This window comes from Pseudoalteromonas sp. 19-MNA-CIBAN-0066 (genome assembly GCF_040308705.1).
Lineage (GTDB): Bacteria > Pseudomonadota > Gammaproteobacteria > Enterobacterales > Alteromonadaceae > Pseudoalteromonas > Pseudoalteromonas nigrifaciens.
In genome coordinates this window covers 115163-135831 of the sequence record NZ_JBEONZ010000004.1, presented here as the reverse complement: position 1 = coordinate 135831, position 20669 = coordinate 115163, and the positions used below count along the sequence as shown (strand labels likewise).

The window sequence follows — 20669 nt, the reverse complement described above, 5'->3', positions numbered from 1 at the left end:
CACAAAAAAATGAATAGCTACCCAGCTAAGCTGCACTCGTTATTTAAGCAGTTCTTTTAAATAACGGCCAGTATGCGAGCGCTCACACTCGGCTACTTGCTCAGGTGTACCTGCAATGAGTATTTCACCACCGCCAGCTCCGCCTTCAGGGCCTAAATCGATAACCCAATCTGCGGTTTTAATAACATCGAGGTTATGCTCAATAACAACAATAGTATTACCGTGATCGCGCAAGCGATGAAGTACAACAAGCAGCTGTTCAATATCGGCAAAGTGTAAGCCTGTTGTTGGTTCATCAAGTATGTATAGCGTTTTACCGGTATCGCGTTTTGACAGCTCGCGGGCTAATTTAACTCGCTGTGCTTCACCGCCCGAAAGCGTTGTAGCTGCTTGGCCTAAACGAATGTACGATAAACCTACGTCCATCAGGGTTTTAAGTTTGCGTGCAATGGCCGGTATTTTATCAAAGTAGTCGTGGGCATCTTCCACTGTCATGTCGAGTACTTGATGAATATTTTTACCTTTATACAGTACTTCAAGGGTTTCGCGATTATAGCGTTTACCCTTACATACGTCGCACGGCACGTACACATCAGGTAAAAAGTGCATTTCTACCTTAATTACGCCATCGCCTTGGCAAGCTTCACAGCGTCCGCCTTTAACGTTAAAGCTAAAGCGACCTACTTTATAACCGCGAGAGCGCGACTCTTGCGTACCGGCAAATAATTCACGAATACCAGTAAAAATACCAGTATAAGTAGCCGGGTTAGAGCGTGGTGTGCGGCCAATGGGGCTCTGATCAATGTCGATCACTTTATCAAAATGCTCAAGCCCTGAAATTGATTTATACGCAGCAGCTTCGGCAGTTGTTGCGCCATTTAATTCAGTATGCGCAAGCTTAAATAAGGTGTCGTTTATGAGCGTAGACTTGCCCGAGCCAGACACACCTGTTACACAGGTCATTAAGCCAAATGGAATTTTTAAATCAACATTTTTTAAGTTGTTACCAGTAGCGCCAAATAACTCCAGCCATTTGTCATTAGTGGGGTGGCGTAATTTAGGTATTTCTATTCTACGTACACCGGATAAAAACTGCCCAGTAACCGATTCTTTACAGGCTAAAATATCGTCGCGAGTACCTTGGGCAATTATATGCCCGCCATGCACACCAGCACCTGGGCCAATATCAATAATGTGATCGGCTGCGCGAATGGCATCTTCGTCGTGCTCAACCACAATGACCGTGTTACCTAAATCGCGTAAATGCACCAATGTTTTTAATAATCGGTCGTTATCGCGCTGATGCAAACCAATTGATGGCTCATCCAGTACATACATAACACCCACTAGGCCTGCGCCAATTTGGCTTGCAAGGCGAATACGTTGTGCTTCACCGCCCGAAAGCGTATCGGCACTTCTATCGAGTGAGAGGTAGTTTAAACCCACGTTAATTAAAAACGATAAACGGTCGCGAATTTCTTTTAATATTTTTTCAGCTATTTGGCCTCTTTGTCCGGTTAGTTTTAACCCTTCAAAAAAGTCCATTGCTTCACCAATACTCATATGAGTAATAGTGGGTAAGTTAGTTTGGCCAATAAATACATGGCGCGACTCTTGGCGTAAACGCGAGCCATGACAGCTAGGGCAGGCCTGGCTGGTTTGATACTTTGCTAGTTCTTCACGTACCGAGTTTGATTCAGTTTCACGGTAGCGACGGTACATATTATTAAGTACCCCTTCAAACTCGTGATTACGGGTAATTAAATCGCCGCGGTCGTTACGGTAGCTAAAGGCTATTTTAGTAGTGTCTGAGCCTTCTAAAATGATTTTTTGCGAGGTTTTATCTAAATCCTGATATGGCACATCTAAATCAAAATTATAATGCTGCGCAACGGCTTGTAGCATTTGGTAATAATAAAAACTGCGTTTATCCCAGCCTTTAATTGCGCCACCGGCCAAGCTTAGTTCAGGGTTTTGTACTACGCGGTTTGGATCAAAATATTGGCGTACGCCTAGGCCGTCACAGCTTTGGCATGCTCCGGCTGGATTATTAAACGAAAACAATCTTGGCTCTAACTCGGTCATGGCATAGCCACAAGTAGGGCAGGCAAAATTAGCCGAAAACAGCATTTCTTCTGCGCTGCTGTCATCCATATAAGCTATGTTAGCCACGCCACCCGACATTTCTAATGCAGCTTCAAATGACTCAGCTAAACGCTGTTGTTGGCCATCTTTTACTTTAAAGCGGTCTACAACTACTTCTATAGTATGTTTTTTATGTAGATCAAGTGGCGGTGGATCCGATAGGTCACATACTTCGCCATCAATACGGGCACGAATGTAGCCTTGGCTCGCCAATTGCTCAAGGAGCTTAACATGCTCACCTTTACGCTCTTTTATTACCGGTGCAAGCAACATGAGTTTACTGCCCTCAGGCAGAGCTAAAACAGTATCGACCATTTGGCTAATAGTTTGTGCGGCTAACGGTAGGTCGTGAGTTGGGCAACGCGGTTCGCCCACGCGGGCAAACATTAAACGTAAATAGTCATAAATTTCGGTAATCGTACCCACAGTCGAACGCGGGTTGTGCGATGTTGACTTTTGCTCAATAGAAATAGCCGGAGAAAGACCTTCAATATGATCTACATCGGGTTTTTCCATCAGTGATAAAAACTGCCTTGCATACGCAGAAAGTGATTCAACATAACGACGCTGCCCCTCTGCATACAAAGTATCAAATGCAAGCGAAGACTTACCCGAACCAGATAGGCCAGTAATAACAATTAACTTATCACGTGGGATGGTTAGGCTGATGTCTTTTAAATTGTGCGTGCGGGCGCCTCGGACTTCAATGTTTTCCATGCTATCTCGTCTATTACCAAAATTATTTGTCCAGTATCGCATAATACGTAACATTATTAATCTATGATCAATGAAAAATCCTTACTTATGACGATTAATTATTAGTAAGCTTATGGTAGAATCTCAGCCTAAATTTTCCACACAGTAAGATCACGCAAATAATGACCGCATCTTCACTTAATTCACGAGAAAAACGCGCTGCCATATCGCTAGCTAGTGTGTTTGCATTTAGAATGCTCGGCTTATTTATGCTGATGCCTGTATTAGCTATTTATGGCCAATCATTGGAGGGCTTTTCGCCTATCTGGATAGGCTTTGCTATTGGCGCGTATGGGTTAACCCAAGCGGTGTTGCAAATACCTATGGGCCGACTGTCTGATAAAATTGGCCGTAAAAAGGTTATTGTTGGCGGCTTACTAATGTTTGCGCTGGGTTCGGTAATAGCTGCATTAGCCGATTCAATTCAAATGGTTACAGTTGGGCGTGCGCTACAAGGCATGGGCGCTATAGCCAGTGCATTACTGGCATTTGCTTCCGATTTAAGCCGCGATGAACAACGCCCTAAAGTAATGGCCGTTATTGGTATGAGCATAGGCATGAGCTTTGCGTTTGCTATGTTACTTGGGCCAATCGTTGCTGCCTCGTGGGGTATTTCGGGGGTATTTTGGTTAACCGCAATATTAGCTATAATCGGCATATTTATAGTGACTATGCTAGTGCCTAATGCGGTTAATAAAGCCCCTAAAGGCGATACCCTCGCCAGCTTTAGCGATATTAAAAAATTAATTAAACACCCGCAGTTAGCGCGCTTAAATGCGGGTGTATTACTACTACATTTAACCCTCACTACTATTTTTGTAGTGTTACCGAGTCAGCTTATTAAAGATGGCTTAGTGGCCGATAATCACTGGCATTTATATATCCCAGTATTATTTTTAGCTTTTTTATTAATGGTGCCTATTATGATAATCGCCATTAAAAAAGAGAAAGAAAAGCAGGCATTTATTGGCTCCGTTATACTGTTAATGTTGAGCATGCTGGCTATGTCGGTATGGGTTAACAGTATTGTAGGTATTGCTGTTTGTATGCTGTTGTATTTTGTTGCATTTAACTTTTTAGAAGCCACCATGCCAGCGCTAGTATCGCGTATTGCACCAGCAAGCCAAAAAGGCTCTGCCATGGGAGGGTATTCTACTAGCCAGTTTTTAGGTGCCTTTTTAGGCGGTATGCTTGGCGGTTATGTAGCACAAACCACAACAACGCAAGCGGTGTTTGCGGCAGCGGCACTTGTTGGGTTAATATGGCTTATTATTGCGTGGAAAATGCAAGTCCCACCCAAAAGTAAAGTTATTAGCTTAATGACCAAATTAGATTCAGAAGAGCAGGCACAGTCGCTTGCTTCTCTGTTAGTTGCTTTACCTGGCGTAATAGAAGCAACTGTAGTGCGCGACGAAAGCCGCAGCTACTTAAAGATTAATGATAAAGAATTTGACCTAGACCAAGCACGTAAAGTAGCTGGTTTAATCTAACGTTTATAGGAGATAGTTCCATGGCACGCGGTGTGAACAAAGTAATTTTGGTTGGTAATTTAGGACAAGATCCTGAAGTACGTTATATGCCTAACGGCAACGGTGTAGCAAATATCACCTTAGCAACTTCAGATAGCTACAAAGACAAAAACACTGGCCAAATGGTTGATAAAACTGAGTGGCACCGTGTGGTATTTTTTGGCAAGTTAGCAGAAATTGTTGGTGAATATTGCCGTAAAGGTTCACAAATTTATGTTGAAGGTAAACTTCAAACACGTAAATGGACTGACCCACAAGGCCAAGAAAAATACACGACTGAAATTGTAGTTGACGGTTTTACCGGCCAAATGCAAATGTTAGGGAGCCGTGGTGGCGACCAGCAAGGTGGGCAACAAAGTGGTGGTTACCAAGGTAATCAATCACAAGGCGGACAGCAAAGTGGTGGTTATCAAAATAATCAATCACAAGGCGGCCAACAAAGTGGTGGTTACCAAAACAACCAAGGGCAGAATAACCAACAGCAAGGTGGTTATGCTCCACAACAGCAGTCTGCACCAGCAGCACAGCCACAGTCTGCTCCTGCACCACAGCAAAATAACCAATATCAGCAGCCACAAGGTGGTTTTACACCACAGCAAAGTAGTGCACCACAACAGCAAGGTGGCTTTGCTCCTAAACCGCAAAGTGCTCCACAAGGCGGCGCGTCTAACCCAATGGAACCAACCATTGATTTTGATGACGACATACCATTTTGAGGAATACATAAATATAGAGTGTCAATTTAGGCATTTAATATTATCTAAACCCAGCGTAACTGCTGGGTTTTTTTTTAGGACTTACTCTGCTTAGTTTAGATAAATGATGATAAATGTGTGCCAATATCAAGGCGGTTAACTTCATACAGCGAGCAACCGATATAGGCAAATTTAAAACTCCCAGCTTAAGAAATGTGATGAATAGTAAGCCGTGGATGCATAATGGCGTGTTTCCTTCTATTGCAGGTGTTTTAAATATTTATAATGCCGGCGGCTTTGTTTTTAATAAAGATCCTAACGATCCTTTGTCACTACAAACATCTAAAATACTGCAGCCTTTATCGTTAACGAGCAAAGAAAAAAAAGCTCTTGAGGCATTTTTACACTCTATTACTAGCGCCCCAGCAGCGGGTCCGCATAAAGCGTTTATAGTACAAGAGCTAAATGGGGCGTAACGCTTTAAGTTATTTAGAGAAGTTTATAAACATTATTTATTAGCTATAAATGCAATACTAAACTTTTACTATTACCTTGTGCTTATTGGGATCTTAGACAACACTTTAGCTAGTAATTTAACTAGCGAGTGCATTATGCAAAAGGGTAAGCTTAAGTTTATTAACCGCTTTAAGGCTCATCTTGTTGTGTTGCTAAATTTAATTATATTAGCGGCAACTCGCTGGGTTACTCATTTAGCAACTCTAGTAGCGCCATTGAAATCAAGGTGTAATGTAAAGCATAAAATAGAGGCAGAAACAGCGCCTATTAATACTTTAGATAATGATCGCCCTTTGAGTGAGAGTACGGCTGCAGCTTATAATATATTTGCCCTGATCGAGTGTCATTGTCATTTTGATCCCAGTACTGATCTAGAAGCTAGTTTTAAAATTCTACTTGCAAAAAACTTACCTGCGTTAAACTATATTTCAGTTAAATTATTAAGTGCGGGTAACTTAGCGGTAACCATAAAGCATATTCCAATCATTAAGTTAGAGCTGTACATTGAGCGCTTAAATTTTTGTGCACTAACAATATGTAAAAAGCATCAAAAACACTTAACGGCAAAAAATGTAAAAATAGGCCTGTGTAATTACAGAGCAAGTGCTAATCAAACACTGGTTTATCAACAAGCAAAGTCTGCGTTAACTTTATCGCAGCAAAGCCCATTACAGCATTGTCATCGCTTGGGAATAAGCCATAGCCGAGTAAATATATTTTCGAATAACCAAATAATAAAAAGCATTAAAAAAAATAAATTTGTAATTTATTTTCAGCCTTTATTTGAACTCGATAGTGGGCGTATTTTGCAACATGAAGTGTTGATTAGAGTACGCGGTGGCGCTAATGAGTTGCTGCTAGCTAATGCTGGCATTAATCAGCTAGATAATGATCAAGACGCATTTTTATTTGATCAAGCAATTATCATCAAAGTTAAAAAGCTATTACTAGCAGATACTTCAGCCGCAATTATTAGCATTAGCTTACATCCTAAAAATTGGTTTAACAAAGCGTTTTGGCAATGGCTAATAACGCAAGTAAGCGATTTTAAAATAGAGCATAAACTACAATTTGAAATAAATGCAGCAGACTTTTTTAAATATCAAATACGTTTACAAGGCGTATTAAAAATAATAACTAAGCTAAATTATCAGATTATTATTGATGGTATTAAAAGTAGCGACCATATTATTCAACTGGTTAATTATCCACAAGTTTTAGGAGTTAAATTAGCCTACGATTTAGTGCACTCAATAGAGGCAAGCACGCATCAACAAAGTTGTGTAAAAAACATTGTAAATGCTTGCCAGTTATTAAATATAGCGGTATTTGCTAGTGACGTAGAAACCAAACAAGAGCTACAAATGCTTACTATTTTAGGGGTAGATGCCGCGCAGGGGTTTTATTTTACGCAGTTGTTGCCTGATTTTACACAAACTGTATTTCATTAATTTTAAATAAGTCCTCTGTATTTTAAACCATCTAATCCTTGTAACCCACCCGTATGAACCGCAATAATTTTACTGCCTGGCGCAAAGTAGTCCTGCGCAATTAATTGCCACAAAGCATGCATCATTTTACCAGTATAAATAGGCTCTAATGGCAGTTGGTGCTCAGTTTTCATGTATTGGCAAAACTGCCAAAGTTCGGCAGAAAACTTACCATAACCACCACCATGAAAATCACATAATAATTGCCAATTAGTTTGTGAAGCGGCTTTAGGGCTAAGCGCTTTAATTTCATCGCGTAAATAGTCAGCTTGTTTTAGTACCGCAATTCCCAGTACCGTTGTATTAACTGAACTGCCTTCAATAAGCCCCGCTAAGGTGCCACCGCTTCCTGTGGGGCAAACTAAGTAGTCGTGCTTAGGTAAGCTCAGGGCAAGCTCTTTACAACCCTCAAGCGCCAGTTTATTTGTCCCACCTTCAGGTAAAATATAGGCATTAGGGAAACGCGATTGCAACTGCGTTAAATAATCGCTTTGGCTACGTTGTTTGTACTCTATACGTGTGATTGGGTGTAGCTGCATACCACATTGCTGTGCGAACAAAAGTGTAGGATTGTTAGGGTCTAGTTCTGGGCCGCGAATAATCCCGTGCGTTTTTATATTAAAAAACTTGCCAGCCGCCGCACACGCATGAATATGATTAGAAAAAGCACCACCAAAAGTGAGTAATTCAGTTTTTTTAAGCGCCTGCATCTGGGCTAAATTGTATTTAAGCTTTCGCCATTTATTTCCACTTATGAGGGGGTGGAGTAGATCATCGCGCTTAACGCCTAAAAATATATTTTTGCGCTTTAATAAATCACTATCTATTTGTTGTATTTGGTTGTTTTCATTTATTTTAAGTTTATTTAACATTGTTTATGATAATCACTTGGCAAAGTAATGAAAATGTACGGCAGTTAGTACATCGACTAATAATAATAGTAGCTATATGAAAAGAAAACTGTTTTCACTGTTTTCCTTGTTCAAGCGTAGTTTAGATAAAAATACAGTTGTGGGTGTAGCAACATATGCTAATACCGTTAATGCAGTCTGTTTAAAAAAATAGTATGGACACTGGAAAATACACAAATATCACAGTGTAGAGATCACTGAAAAACATGACTATACTGCTGCAATTACGCTATGTACGCAACAGGTTAGTAGTGATGTGTGCGCAGTGAACTTAGTTATTCCTCATTCTCTTTATCAAATTGTACAAATAGAAAAACCCGCACTAAGTGATGAAGAGATCATTCAATCGCTACCGTGGACAACGAAAGATCTAGTCGATATTGATCCTGAAAATATTGTTGCTGATTTTATTGATTATCCAATTACATTGCCGATGCAAAGTAAAAAAATGAACGTGTTTATTACCAGTAAGCTGCAGTTATTGCCGTTTATAGATAGTTTTAAGCAGGTAAAGCCTCTTTTACGGACTATGACATCAGAGGAAATGACTCTTGTAACTCTACTCGGCACGAGTAAAGACGCCCACATGCTCATTGTGCAGCATGCCAGCTTTGAGCCACGTATTTTAATTATTCGCGATGGGCAGCTATTACTTACTCGGCGTTTAAATGGCTTACTGGGTATGTCAGATAAAGATCAAAGCCAAGAGTTGGTAGAGGCATTTGGACTTGAAATTCAGCGTTCTATGGACTTTTTTGAGAGCCAGTTGAAGCAGCCACCTATTCGCAGTATTCAGCTACAGTGTGACGATTTGACGTCACTAACACTTAGAGCAGAGTTGGCTGAGTTTTTACAAGTTAAAGTGATTGATTTTAAACCAACCCTAGACCTAGCACAGCAATTAGAAACGCAATATTACTACGCATTGGGTGCGGCTTATCAATTAACTGAGCCGGAGTCTGTGATATGAAAACCCGGATTAACTTTTATCAAAAGTCCTTACGTGTAAGGCGTGATCCAGTATTACTGCAAAATATGCTAATGCTGTGGCGCGTTAATTATTGCACTTAATACTTGAATTCGAGTCGCGTCATGTGTCGGTTAAAAGCAAATGAAATAGAAAGGGCATTTCAATCTTGGATATCATCACTGATTGAAACTACAGGTGCAGATATCATCGCTATCGATGGCAAAACCGCACGGCGTTCATTTACCACAAAAGACAGAAAAAGTGCCTTACACACGGTCAGTGCATGGAGTTGCCAACACCAGTTAGTGCTTGGGCAGACGGCTGTTGATAATAAAACAAATGAAATCACCGCAATACCAGAATTACTCACCCTGCTCGATATTGAAAACAGTATCATTACGTTAGATGCGATGGGATGCCAACAAGAAATAGCAAAACAAATCATCCAACAAAAAGCAGATTATATTCTTGCACTTAAAGGTAATCATTCAGGCATGCAAAAGGAACTAGAAGCGTGGTGGCACAAGTGCGAGCGTGAAAGGTTAACTCAGCATAATTGTGATGAATATACCGAAATAAGCTCAGGACATGGGCGTGTTGAAACACGTACATGCCAGCAGTTACTTATAGATAAAAGCTGGTTAGGCAAGGATTATCGTTGGCCTGGCTTAACGAGTATTATTAAGGTCAGGGCTGAAGTTCATGATAAGTCGGCAGGGTCGGATACCACTGAAACACGCTGGTATATAAGTTCATTAGACTTAAATGCAGCGCAAGCACTCAATGCGGTACGCAGTCACTGGCAGGTTGAAAGCATGCATTGGATGCTTGATATGAACTTCAGAGAAGATGAATCGAGAATACGCAAACTTCAAGGGCCATTAATGTTTAATGTAATGCGAAAGATAGCCATGGCGCTTTTTAAACAAGATGCATCTAAGTCAGCAAGTATGGCGAGGAAAAAGAAAATGGCAGGGCTAGACGATGATTACCGCTCAACCCTGCTAGAGTCTGGGATTAAAATGCGCTAGCCGTGACAATTTGGCCACTTTCGAGGGAATGATCGGGTTATTTACTGGCGTGAAACACGTGAATAGTTGTAAACTTAGATAATAATTGAACAAAGCTTGTGTTTTGTGCTTCAAGTACATAGCATAAGGCTTTATTTTAGAAAAATAATAACGACCAAATAATTGCCGCTTTTTGGGACTGAATATATGCGAATTACTCCTTTATCTCTGTTAATTTCAGCTAGTTTGTTGGCTAGTAGTGCATTTGCACAAGACACAGCAACAGTAACTGGAATTGAATCTGAGATTAGTACAAAACAGATCGACTATGACAAATCTACAACAATACTTGATAAACATTTAAAAGAAGAAAGCCAACTGCAAACCCAGTTGCAACTTTTGCGTTCACGTTCAACCGAGTTAGATAAAGAAAAAAACCAAGCACTCGACGCGATGAATGAAATGTACCGTCGTTTAATTGATGATCCTAGCATTGATATAACCGCTGCTCAGGCGCGTTATCAAAAAGCTGTGGCCGATCACAAGCAAAATAAAGATGATATTTCTATGCAGTTGGCGGCAATTGCATCCCACCGTAAAGACATTGAGCAAATTCGTGTGGCTAAACACACGCTTTTAAACACTTTAGAGAGCTTAAAAGAGCAGTTAACTACCGCCAGAGTAGAGCGTTTACGTAACGAATTTACCCGCGAAGGCACGTTAGAGGTTAATCACACAATTAATTGTAAGCGTACCGAAACACTTGCAGCGTGTGAGCAACGCGGACAGCAAATGGGGTTACAAAAAGCGACTAAGCGTTTTGTTGACCAAATATTTGCTAACTTAACTGAAGAGCGTTTAGTTGAACCCAAACGTAATTTGGCCGGTGCTCAGGTACAAATTTTAAGTAGTCATGTGGTAAAAAGTGCATTTAGTGGCCAAGGCAATTATAACGTTAATTTAAGCGTTACTATGCGTGGTGAAGTTAACAGTAGCCGTTTATGTAACTTATTAAGCATTGATAACCGCTACTGCTCTGAATACGGCACGCCCATGGCGGCAACATATCAGCCTACTTACAGCACAACTTTTTCAGATAGTCAGTTAACATTCAGTAAGCACGCGGATAATGGCAACGTTTCGGCGGCTCGTTTAAACGAGCAACCAGTGCGTGATTATGCAGTAAAGCCTATGGTAACAAACAACTCGGTTATTGCTAATAACGATAAAAACCAAGCAGTAGAATTAACGCTACGCTCAAACGTATACGACGACGAAGTGTTTATTGATGGGGTTAGCTTTGGCTCAACCCGCTTAGTAACCCGCTTACCGCGAGGTGTGCACAATATTGAAGTGCGCAAGCTTGGTTATAAACCTTATCAGGTACGTGTTGATTTAAATAAAGCACAAACCGTGCATGCCAATTTAGTAAAAAAGTCAGAGTCGATTGCTGCACCGACATACACGCGTGAGCAACCAGAGCAAACAACTCGTAAAGTTAGCGACAACATTAGTGTATTAAACGCTAATGTAAAAACTTCGGTAGTTGTTATTCCGGCAGGTAAATTTAAAATGGGCGATATTAATGGCAATGGTTTAGCCAATGAGCGCCCAGTTATTGAAAAAGTAATTGCCAACTCTTTTGCTATGCAAAGCAAAGAAGTGACAGTAGGTGAGTATGAGCAGTTTGCTGCTAATACAGGCTACAAAACACAAGCTGAGCAAGGTAAAGGCTGCGCCTATTATTTAAATGGCGAACCCGTATGGGAAGCTAATTTAAATTGGCGTAATCCTGGGTTTGAGCAAACAAGTGATTTTCCGGCTGTTTGTTTAACTTATAGCGACGCTAAAGCGTATGCTGATTGGTTGTCAGGGCAAACAGGTCAACAGTTTCGTTTACCTAATGAGGTTGAGTGGGAATACGCTGCACGCGCAGGTAGTCAAACAGAATACCCTTGGGGTAACGATATTGGTAAAAATTTAGCGAATTGTGGCTGGTGTGGTAGTCAATGGTCAAACAAGAGTGCTGCACCGGTAGGATCATTTTCTCCTAATGCATTTGGTTTATACGATACCGTAGGCAATGTATGGGAATGGACTAACAAAAACTCGGGTGAGTCGGATGTTGCGGTTAGAGGCGGAGCGTGGAATTTTGCGCCTAGCCTTGCACGTGCCTCAACGCGATTAATATTAGCGCCCGACTTTAGAGCTAACTACATAGGTTTTCGCTTAGTTCGCGAACGATAAATAGGAAGCTTTGCTTCCTTTTTTAACTAAATTACAAAGGCAGCTGTGCTTAATATCGCTCATTATATTAGCGTATTAAAGTGAAAGCAGCTTAAATAAGAACGTATTTCAAAGGTCATCCAGCCTCATGTTTAAAAAACTCCGTGGTATTTTTTCAAACGATCTATCGATCGACTTGGGTACAGCCAATACCCTCATTTATGTAAAAGAAGAAGGCATAGTACTTAACGAACCATCAGTGGTTGCTATTCGTCAAGAGCGTGCTGGTGGGCCTAAAAGCGTTGCTTCAGTAGGTACTGAAGCAAAGCAGATGTTAGGCCGTACGCCTGGTAACATTAAAGCTATTCGACCAATGAAAGACGGCGTAATTGCCGATTTTTATGTTACCGAAAAAATGTTACAGCATTTTATTAAGCAAGTGCATAACAATAACTTTATGCGTCCAAGTCCACGTGTACTTATATGTGTGCCTTGTGGTGCAACCCAAGTAGAAAAACGTGCAATACGTGAATCTGCAATGGGAGCGGGTGCTCGCGAAGTGTATTTAATTGAAGAGCCAATGGCTGCGGCAATTGGTGCAGGTTTACCGGTATCAGAAGCCACAGGTTCTATGGTTGTTGATATTGGTGGCGGTACTACCGAAGTGGCTATTATTTCGTTAAACGGCGTAGTTTACTCCTCGTCGGTACGTATTGGTGGCGATAAGTTTGACGAGGCAATTATTAATTATGTGCGTCGTAACTTTGGTAGCCTGATAGGCGAAGCTACTGCTGAAAATATTAAGCATCAAATTGGTTCTGCTTTTAAAACCGATGAACCAATCGAAATTGAAGTGCGTGGCCGTAATTTAGCCGAAGGCGTACCGCGCTCATTTATATTAAACTCGCACGAAATTCTTGAAGCGCTACAAGAGCCATTAATGGGAATTGTTAGTGCTGTAATGGTTGCCCTTGAGCAATCACCGCCAGAGCTAGCGTCAGATATTTCAGCGCACGGTATGGTGTTAACCGGTGGTGGTGCATTACTAAAAGATTTAGATCGTTTATTAATGGAAGAGACTGGTATTCCAGTTGTGGTTGCTGATGATCCGCTTACATGTGTTGCCCGTGGTGGTGGTAAAGCGCTTGAAATGATAGACGTGCACGGCGGTGATGTATTTAGTTACGACTAATGAAATCAATGTTCGCACAAACCGTTTCCTTGCAACTGCGACTCTTTGTCGCAGTGCTTTTGAGTGTCATACTGATTATTGGCGATAAGTACACCGAAGGTGGAACAAACGTTAGTACTAGTTTAAATACACTGGTTAGCCCATTAATTTATGTGGCTAATTTACCCTACGAAGTATTTAGCTTTGGTGCAAAAAGCTTACATACCCGCGATCAATTACTTACCGAAAATGAAGCGCTGAAAAAAAAGCAAATGCTGCAAAGCGAGCAGCTACAGCAGTACCAGTTTTTGAGCAGAGAGAATCAAAAATTGCGCGCCTTATTAGGCTCATCGGCTAAACCGTCAAATCGTAAAATTATTGCGCAAGTACTGTCAGTTCATTCAAACCCGTATAGCCATCAAGTTGTTATAAACCGAGGAACCACCAATGGACTTAGCGAAAGCCAAGCCGTAATTGATGATATGGGTGTAGTAGGGCAGCTTACCAAAGTAGGCTCAACCACCTCACGCGTGTTATTAATGACCGACACTACCCACGCTACGCCGGTACGTATTTTACGTAACGATGTGCGTACAGTGGTTGAAGGCATAGGTAAAATTAATGTTGTTAAACTCTCTCATGTACCGCATAGCCTAGATGTACGTATTGGCGATGTATTAGTGACCTCAGGTCTTGGAGGCATCTTTCCGGAGGGCTACCCAGTTGCCGTAGTTACTGAAATAAATCGCGATGAAGGTCAGCCGTTTGCACAAGTTTATGCAGAACCCATAGCGCAGCTAGATCGTATTAGATTATTAGTAGTGCTGTGGCGAAATCAACAGGAGCAGGTTAGCGATGATTAATCGTTATTCGTTGTTAATTGCACTGAGCATTTTTTTTGCGTTAGTAATGGCTTTGATGCCGTTACCGTTTTCGTTTGAACCCTTTCGTCCTGACTGGGTGCTCTTGGTATTAATGTATTGGTCACTTGCTGTGCCACATCGTTTAAATATAGGCACCGCATGGATTGTAGGCTTATTAATAGATTTAGCTTCTGGTTCGCCGCTAGGGGTTAATTCACTTACTTATTCAATCTGTATTTTTGTTACCGCCAGTAATTTTCAAAAAATCCGTAACTTTTCGCTATGGCAACAAAGCTTATTAATTGGCTTATTTTTAACTCTCTATCACTTAATGCAGTTTTGGCTAAACCACTTTTTATTGGGTGTGTACTTTAGCCCGCAATACTTATGGCCTGTGCTTACAGGTATGTTGAGTTGGGTATGGGTGTTTTTATTACTGCGTAAATACCGTAGACATTTTAGGATCAGATAATGACCAACGCCGTATACTTGGCATCTGCCTCGCCTCGCCGTAAAGGGCTTTTAACGCAACTAGGAATCGAATTTACACAGTTTAGTGTTGATGCCGACGAGAGCCAACTCCCCAATGAACTACCTTATGATTATGTAGAGCGCTTAGCGCGTTTAAAGGCGCAGTCGGGTGTAGCACTTGGTTATACCGATCGCCCAGTGCTAGGCAGCGATACCGTAGTGGTTATTGACAATCAATCGCTAGGTAAGCCTTGTGATGAAAATGACTTTACCCATACATTAAAGCGCTTGTCGGGCAATACTCACCAGGTATTAACCGCGGTTGCTTTTGCAACAACAGATAAGGTGCTTAGCTGCGTAGTAAGTACTAATGTTACTTTTAAAACCCTCAGCGATGATGAAATACATACCTACTGGCAAAGTGGCGAGCCACAAGATAAAGCAGGAGGATATGGTATTCAAGGCTTAGGCGGTCGATTTGTTACTCATATTTCGGGTAGCTATTTTGCTGTAGTAGGCTTACCTTTATACGAGACCGAACAATTATTACAAACATTCTTAAGAGGCTAGCATGAGTATAGAATTACTAATTAATGTCACGCCAAGTGAAAGCCGTGTTGCCCTAATAGAAAACGGTGTTCTACAAGAAATACAATTAGAGCGAATTGGCAATTTAGGGATTGTTGGTAATATTTACTTAGGAAAAATTAGCCGTGTTTTACCCGGCATGCAAGCCGCCTTTGTTGATATAGGCCTTGAAAAAGCTGCATTCTTACACGCCTCAGATATTGTAAATAGCGCCTCTATTGTTGAAGGTGTTGACGATACCCCGATAAAAAAAGTACAAGATATTCGTGAGTTAGTTCGCCAAGGGCAATATATTATGGTGCAAGTGGTAAAGGATCCACTGGGCACTAAAGGCGCGCGTTTAACTACCGACATTACCATACCTTCTCGCTATTTAGTGTTTATGCCCGACGCCACCCACGTTGGCGTAAGCCAGCGTATAGAAACAGAAGAAGAGCGTGGCAGATTAAAGAAAATCGTTGCTGAATACAGCGATGAAAACGGCAGCTTTATTGTGCGAACCGCCGCAGAAGGCGCAAGCGAAGCCGAATTAAGGCACGATGCTGCATTTTTACAAAAATTGTGGCAAAAAGTGGTGTCACGCCGTAAAAAAACCAGTAAAGCCAGTATCTTACATGAAGACTTAACCCTTGCTTTTAGAACGCTACGTGACTATGTGGGCGAAGACATGGAACGCATTAGGGTTGACTCTAAACTAACCTACCAAGAGCTTAAATTATTTACCGAAGAGTTTGTGCCAATTTTGTCGCAAGTGCTTGAATATTATCCGGGTGAGCGCCCCATTTTTGATTTGTTTGATGTTGAAAACGAAATACAAAAAGCGCTGCATCGTAAAGTAACCCTTAAATCGGGTGGCTATTTAATTATCGATCAAACCGAAGCGATGACCACGGTTGATGTTAATACTGGTGCATTTGTTGGTCATCGTAATTTAGAAGAAACCATTTTTAATACCAATGTTGAAGCAACTTCTGCTATTGCGCGCCAGCTTAGGCTGCGTAATTTAGGCGGTATTATTATTATCGATTTTATCGATATGGTAAGTGAAGATCATAAACGCCGCGTAATGCATTCGCTCGAATCGGCATTAGCAAAAGATCGTGCTAAAGCTAATATTAATGGCTTGTCGGCATTAGGTTTAGTAGAAATGACCCGTAAGCGCACCCGCGAAAGCTTAGAACATATATTATGTGATGTTTGTCCTGCGTGTTCTGGTCGTGGTTCACAAAAAACAGTAGAAACAGTGTGCTACGAATTACTGCGCGAAATAGTGAGGGTTAATCGTGCTTACGATGCAGATAAGTTTGTGGTTTATGCCGCGCCAGCGGTATGTGAAGCATTACTAAACGATGAATATCATAACTTAGCCGAATTAGAACTATTTATTGGCAAACAGGTCAATATTCAAGTTGAGAGTTTATACAGCCAAGAGCAGTTTGATGTGGTAATGATGTAATGAAAGCAAAAGCGGTCTGTTTTTTTTGTTTTAGAAAGTTATGGCAAACGTGTGCCATAATTTTAGTGTTACTGGCCGTGACTGTTTCTATTTTAAAATATACCCTACCTTATGCAAACGACTATAAAGATAATATAGAAAACTACCTACATACCAAGTTTGATATTAGTTTATCAATCGGCTCTATTTCAGCAAGTTGGCAAGGTAGCGGGCCTGCTTTAGTGCTCGAAAACCTATCATTTAAAGACAACCAAACTGCACCTATTGCACTCACTATAGCTAAAACCAGTTTAGAGCTTAACTTGTGGGAAAGCTTAAAAACGCTGCAATTAAAGTCAAACTACTTTGTAATAAATGGCTTTCATACCAGTATTAAAGTAGCTAATTTATTTGCCAAAAATGAAGGCGAAGTGTCGTTTGAACAAAAAGAGTTAATAGAAGAGCTATTTTTGGGTGACACAGGCCACTTCGCAATAGAAAACTCCAGCATTAACTTTATTTTAGAAGACGGTACTGAGCGTAAGTTACTGTTAGAGAATATTGTTTGGCAAAATCAAAATAAGCAACATTTAGGTAGCGGTAGCTTAGCATTACCGGGTATTTCGGTGGGAAGTTTTGATGCGCGAATTGCACTCAAAGGCGATACTATTGAAAAAATGGCAGGCGACATGTATGTGCAAGCTAATGAGGTAGATGTATCTAACTGGTTAGCGCAATATATTAATACCGAAAAACAGCAACTGCACAGCAACATAAACTTACAAGCTTGGTTAGAGCTTAATCAAGGTTTAGTGAGTGATGTTAAAGTACAGTGGTTACCTAGTTTTGCACGTTGGGAGTTGGCTGGAGAGAAACAACAGCTGAGCCTAAGCGAAGGGGGATTTCATTTATTTCCTGAACAAAAAAGCTGGCGGTTGAAAAGCACGGGTTTAGCGTTTAATAGTAATGATAAAAGCTGGCCGAGTTTAGAGTTTGAGGCACTGCTGGGTAAGCAAAATAAAATTTGGTTACAGCAAGTTGATATAGCGCTACTTAGCGATTTAGCCGAGCTGACTAACTTTAATAACCTAACGCCATTTTTACAGCGCCAACCTAGTGGGCAAATAAAGCAAGCTTACTTAGACTATACCAATAGTGAGCAATGGCAGCTGTGGTTTGAAGCCGATAATATTGGCTGGCAAGAGCAGCACGCAATACCTGCCGCACAAGAACTGCGAGTTAGTGCTCTGGTTAATCAGCAATACGGGCGAATTACCCTGTTTGGTGAAAATAACAGCCTAATTACCGGTGATAGTTTTAGCCAAAATATAGATTATGAGCAATTAAATATAGAGCTCAATTTAGCCAAGCGCAGTAATGCTTGGCACATTAGTAGTGACAATATTTGGTTTAATAATGATGAAGTAACCTTTGCTGCAGAAATGCAGCTTAGCTTAGGCGACGAACCGCGTTTAGATTTATACGCCGAAGCATTTGCACCCGACGCGAGTATTGCTGGGCATTATTTTCCTTTAAAAGCGATGAGCCCTGAATTAGTTAGCTATTTAAATGGCGCTATAAAAGGCGGTGAAGTGTCAAAAGCACAAGTGCTTTTTGCAGGCCCGCTAACAGGCTTTCCATTTAGTGACGGCTCTGGGCAGTTTGATGTGTTAGCACAAATAGATAACGCCACTTATCAGTTTGATCCCGACTGGCCTGCAGTTACTAACGCCAGCGCCCAGTTACATTTTGCCAACGAGCGCATGGATATTTATAGCCAGCAAGGCAAGTTAGTAAATTTAGCTGTGGGTAGTAGTGTACGCGTTAGCATTAGCGATTTAATGCATGCCGATGAGCTAGTAGTTAAAATAGATAAGCAAGCCGAGCTTGAAAAAATGCACGACTTTTTTGCGGCCACGCCACTTGCCAGCCCGCTTGCTGAAATTTTTAAAATTGTGCAAGGTAAAGGCGAAGCTAGTGCAGATATAGAGCTGTTAATTGGTTCTAAATTTGCTAATGGTGCAAGTGTGAGCGGCAAAGTAAATTTAATAGACTTACCTGTTTATATTGCAACACCAGGCATTGAACTGGATAACTTAAACGGCGAGCTGCATTTTAAAAACAATGAAATAACCCTCACTAATGCCACTGCAACATGGTTGGGCATGCCACTCAATATTAACTATGACAGCAAAAGTATTGAGCAAGATTATCGCGCCAATATAAACATAAAAGCGCAGCTAGATGCCGAGACTCTTATTGCGAGCGGCCAAGGGTTATTAAAAAACTACCTTAGCGGGAAAAGTGCAGCCGATATTGGTTTAGTGCTTAACTTTACCGAACAAGGGTTTGATTATCGTGCGCAAGTAACCTCGTCATTAATTGGTTTAAGCAGTACTTTACCGGGTGACTATGCTAAAAGCAGCGAGCAAGCATGGCCACTCAATGCAGTTATTCAAGGCGATAATATATCTAACTTAATTACCGCTAATATAAAGCAGCTATTTTATTTTAACGCCATTTTAGATAACGCCAACACCCACTTTAATAATGCTCATTTTGTTATCGGTAAAAATGATTTAGGGCTTAATAAAAAAGATTTAGCGGTTAGTATTAATTTACCACAAACCGATTTGCTTCCGTGGCTAGAGTTAATTGAGCAAATTATAAATGTATCTAAGCAAGGCTCAGAGCAAGCATCAGCTAGTGTTATGCCACCACTGCATGAAGTACTTGCTAATATAGAAAAACTTAATATTAGTGACGTGCAATTTAATGACTTTGAAATGCGCTTAGCACCTACCCAAAACGATTTATACCTAAAGTTAAATGCTAAAGAATTGCGTGCAGGGGTGCTAATTCCTATCTCGCAAGCCAGCCAGCCGATTCGAATTAATAGCGATTATTTAAGGGTTAACTTTATTGAACCAACAAATGTTAAGCCAGTTGCAAGCACAGAAACAGCCGATGACGTAAGCTGGCTTACTCAGCTACCCGCAATAGAATTTGAATGTGGCGACTGTAAGGTGAGTCAGTATCAGTTAGGTAAAGTAAGCGCGTCTTTATTGGGTGATGGTGAGCGGCTTGTTATTTCTGAGTTAGTGGTTGATAAAAACGATCATATTTTACGCACCCATGGGCAGTGGCAAAATGGCCAAACGCAACTCAGCGGTGAGCTTAAAAGTGAGGATATAGGCGCATTATTTAATGAGTTTGACTTAACCACCGCAATTAAAGATTCAAACGCAACCATTAACTATAATCTTGCATGGCAAGCAGCCCCGTATAACCTTGATGTAGCAAGTCTTTCGGGCAATATTGATTGGCGTTTAGGCGAAGGACATTTAACCGAGGTTAGTGATGGTGGCGCGCGGGTGTTCTCGTTACTGAGCCTAGATTCACTAGTGCGTAAATTAAAACTCGATTTTAGAGATGTGTTTTCCAAAGGCTTTTTTTATAACAGCATGCAAGGCACAATGCAGCTTGATAAAGGCATTGCCTACACTCAAGATACTAAAATGGATGGCGTACCAGCCGACTTAACCATTAAAGGTTATGCTAATTTAAATACCCTAGAAATAGACTACGACCTAGCGGTTGCGCCGCAAGTAACCTCCAGCATACCTATAATAGTAGCTTGGATGGTTAACCCCGTTACCGGCCTTGCTGCGCTTGCTATAGATAAAGTGATTCACTCGGCGCGCGTTATTTCCGAAATAAACTTTAAAGTAACCGGTAAAATGAACGACCCGCAAGTACAAGAACTTGACCGTAAAAGTCGTGAAGTAACGCTACCACAAGCGGCGCAAAATCAGCCTCAAGCAGCAACAAAGCTTAAACTAAAAGACGCTGAGGTGAGCGTTACCCAATGAGAAATAGCCAATGAGTGCTAC

Annotated in this window: 14 protein-coding genes and 2 pseudogenes; 14 read left to right on the top strand and 2 right to left on the bottom strand. The window is 41.1% G+C overall.

What is annotated here, in order from left to right; genetic code table 11:
* Positions 1–39 precede the first annotated feature (39 nt).
* Positions 40–2862, bottom strand: coding sequence for an excinuclease ABC subunit UvrA (uvrA, locus tag AAEZ18_RS04310; RefSeq protein WP_182677587.1), 2823 nt, complete (start codon positions 2860–2862; stop codon positions 40–42).
* A 161-nt stretch (positions 2863–3023) separates the two neighbouring features.
* On the opposite strand from uvrA, the gene AAEZ18_RS04305 reads away from it, so the two are divergent.
* The 4 genes from AAEZ18_RS04305 (at position 3024) to AAEZ18_RS04290 (ending at position 7092) form a co-directional block, all read left to right on the top strand.
* Entirely contained in the window at positions 3024–4391 is a 1368-nt protein-coding gene (locus tag AAEZ18_RS04305) for an MFS transporter (protein ID WP_089368797.1), read from the top strand.
* Positions 4392–4411: 20 nt separating this feature from the next.
* Positions 4412–5146, top strand: coding sequence for a single-stranded DNA-binding protein (ssb, locus tag AAEZ18_RS04300; protein ID WP_350550001.1), 735 nt, complete (start codon positions 4412–4414; stop codon positions 5144–5146).
* Positions 5147–5343: 197 nt separating this feature from the next.
* Positions 5344–5601 (top strand): hypothetical protein, encoded by a 258-nt coding sequence (locus AAEZ18_RS04295; protein WP_350549998.1) that lies wholly within the window; start codon positions 5344–5346, stop codon positions 5599–5601.
* 135 nt (positions 5602–5736) lie between these two features.
* Positions 5737–7092 carry an EAL domain-containing protein gene (locus AAEZ18_RS04290; protein WP_350549995.1) on the top strand — a complete coding sequence of 452 codons (1356 nt, stop codon included), beginning with the start codon at positions 5737–5739 and terminating at the stop codon, positions 7090–7092.
* Positions 7093–7094: 2 nt separating this feature from the next.
* Here AAEZ18_RS04290 and AAEZ18_RS04285 read toward each other — a convergent pair whose 3' ends face one another.
* Positions 7095–8003 (bottom strand): 1-aminocyclopropane-1-carboxylate deaminase/D-cysteine desulfhydrase, encoded by a 909-nt coding sequence (locus tag AAEZ18_RS04285; protein WP_011329345.1) that lies wholly within the window; start codon positions 8001–8003, stop codon positions 7095–7097.
* A 304-nt stretch (positions 8004–8307) separates the two neighbouring features.
* Here AAEZ18_RS04285 and AAEZ18_RS04280 point away from each other — a divergent pair, with 304 nt between their 5' ends.
* The 10 genes and pseudogenes from AAEZ18_RS04280 to AAEZ18_RS04240 all read left to right on the top strand — a co-directional run bounded on the left by AAEZ18_RS04280 (position 8308) and on the right by AAEZ18_RS04240 (position 20648).
* Entirely contained in the window at positions 8308–9012 is a 705-nt protein-coding gene (locus AAEZ18_RS04280) for an MSHA biogenesis protein MshI (RefSeq protein ID WP_306288429.1), read from the top strand.
* Between the two features lie 113 nt (positions 9013–9125).
* Positions 9126–10043, top strand: a pseudogene (locus AAEZ18_RS04275) (ISAs1 family transposase); the annotation flags it as partial.
* A 9-nt stretch (positions 10044–10052) separates the two neighbouring features.
* Positions 10053–10109: pseudogene (locus AAEZ18_RS19915) on the top strand (hypothetical protein); the annotation flags it as partial.
* A gap of 120 nt (positions 10110–10229) precedes the next feature.
* Positions 10230–12269, top strand: coding sequence for an SUMF1/EgtB/PvdO family nonheme iron enzyme (locus AAEZ18_RS04270; protein WP_350549990.1), 2040 nt, complete (start codon positions 10230–10232; stop codon positions 12267–12269).
* Positions 12270–12396: 127 nt separating this feature from the next.
* Positions 12397–13440 carry a rod shape-determining protein gene (locus AAEZ18_RS04265; protein ID WP_011329327.1) on the top strand — a complete coding sequence of 348 codons (1044 nt, stop codon included), beginning with the start codon at positions 12397–12399 and terminating at the stop codon, positions 13438–13440.
* Entirely contained in the window at positions 13440–14282 is an 843-nt protein-coding gene (mreC, locus tag AAEZ18_RS04260) for a rod shape-determining protein MreC (protein ID WP_350594138.1), read from the top strand. Before AAEZ18_RS04265 ends, mreC begins: the two co-directional genes overlap by 1 nt.
* On the top strand, positions 14275–14754 hold the full coding sequence (gene mreD / locus AAEZ18_RS04255) for a rod shape-determining protein MreD (protein WP_089368784.1): 480 nt from the start codon (positions 14275–14277) through the stop codon (positions 14752–14754). The genes mreC and mreD overlap by 8 nt, the downstream gene beginning before the upstream one ends.
* A complete protein-coding gene (locus tag AAEZ18_RS04250) occupies positions 14754–15323 on the top strand; it encodes a Maf family protein (protein ID WP_350594140.1) in 570 nt (189 codons plus the stop codon). The genes mreD and AAEZ18_RS04250 overlap by 1 nt, the downstream gene beginning before the upstream one ends.
* A 1-nt stretch (position 15324) precedes the next feature.
* The gene (rng, locus tag AAEZ18_RS04245) at positions 15325–16797 is read left to right on the top strand and encodes a ribonuclease G (RefSeq protein ID WP_011329323.1); all 1473 of its coding nucleotides are present in this window, start codon (positions 15325–15327) and stop codon (positions 16795–16797) included.
* On the top strand, positions 16797–20648 hold the full coding sequence (locus tag AAEZ18_RS04240) for a YhdP family protein (RefSeq protein ID WP_350594143.1): 3852 nt from the start codon (positions 16797–16799) through the stop codon (positions 20646–20648). Before rng ends, AAEZ18_RS04240 begins: the two co-directional genes overlap by 1 nt.
* The last annotated feature ends 21 nt before the right edge of the window (positions 20649–20669 follow it).

Excerpts from the sequence above, each read along its gene's own strand:
- AAEZ18_RS04285 (WP_011329345.1), bottom strand. The coding sequence starts at position 8,003 with ATGTTAAATAAACTTAAAATAAATGAAAACAACCAAATACAACAAATA.
- uvrA (WP_182677587.1), bottom strand. The coding sequence starts at position 2,862 with ATGGAAAACATTGAAGTCCGAGGCGCCCGCACGCACAATTTAAAAGAC.
- AAEZ18_RS04295 (WP_350549998.1), top strand. The coding sequence starts at position 5,344 with ATGAATAGTAAGCCGTGGATGCATAATGGCGTGTTTCCTTCTATTGCA.
- AAEZ18_RS04250 (WP_350594140.1), top strand. The coding sequence starts at position 14,754 with ATGACCAACGCCGTATACTTGGCATCTGCCTCGCCTCGCCGTAAAGGG.
- AAEZ18_RS04240 (WP_350594143.1), top strand. The coding sequence starts at position 16,797 with ATGAAAGCAAAAGCGGTCTGTTTTTTTTGTTTTAGAAAGTTATGGCAA.
- rng (WP_011329323.1), top strand. The coding sequence starts at position 15,325 with ATGAGTATAGAATTACTAATTAATGTCACGCCAAGTGAAAGCCGTGTT.
- ssb (WP_350550001.1), top strand. The coding sequence starts at position 4,412 with ATGGCACGCGGTGTGAACAAAGTAATTTTGGTTGGTAATTTAGGACAA.
- AAEZ18_RS04305 (WP_089368797.1), top strand. The coding sequence starts at position 3,024 with ATGACCGCATCTTCACTTAATTCACGAGAAAAACGCGCTGCCATATCG.
- AAEZ18_RS04265 (WP_011329327.1), top strand. The coding sequence starts at position 12,397 with ATGTTTAAAAAACTCCGTGGTATTTTTTCAAACGATCTATCGATCGAC.
- AAEZ18_RS04270 (WP_350549990.1), top strand. The coding sequence starts at position 10,230 with ATGCGAATTACTCCTTTATCTCTGTTAATTTCAGCTAGTTTGTTGGCT.
- mreD (WP_089368784.1), top strand. The coding sequence starts at position 14,275 with ATGATTAATCGTTATTCGTTGTTAATTGCACTGAGCATTTTTTTTGCG.
- AAEZ18_RS04290 (WP_350549995.1), top strand. The coding sequence starts at position 5,737 with ATGCAAAAGGGTAAGCTTAAGTTTATTAACCGCTTTAAGGCTCATCTT.
- mreC (WP_350594138.1), top strand. The coding sequence starts at position 13,440 with ATGAAATCAATGTTCGCACAAACCGTTTCCTTGCAACTGCGACTCTTT.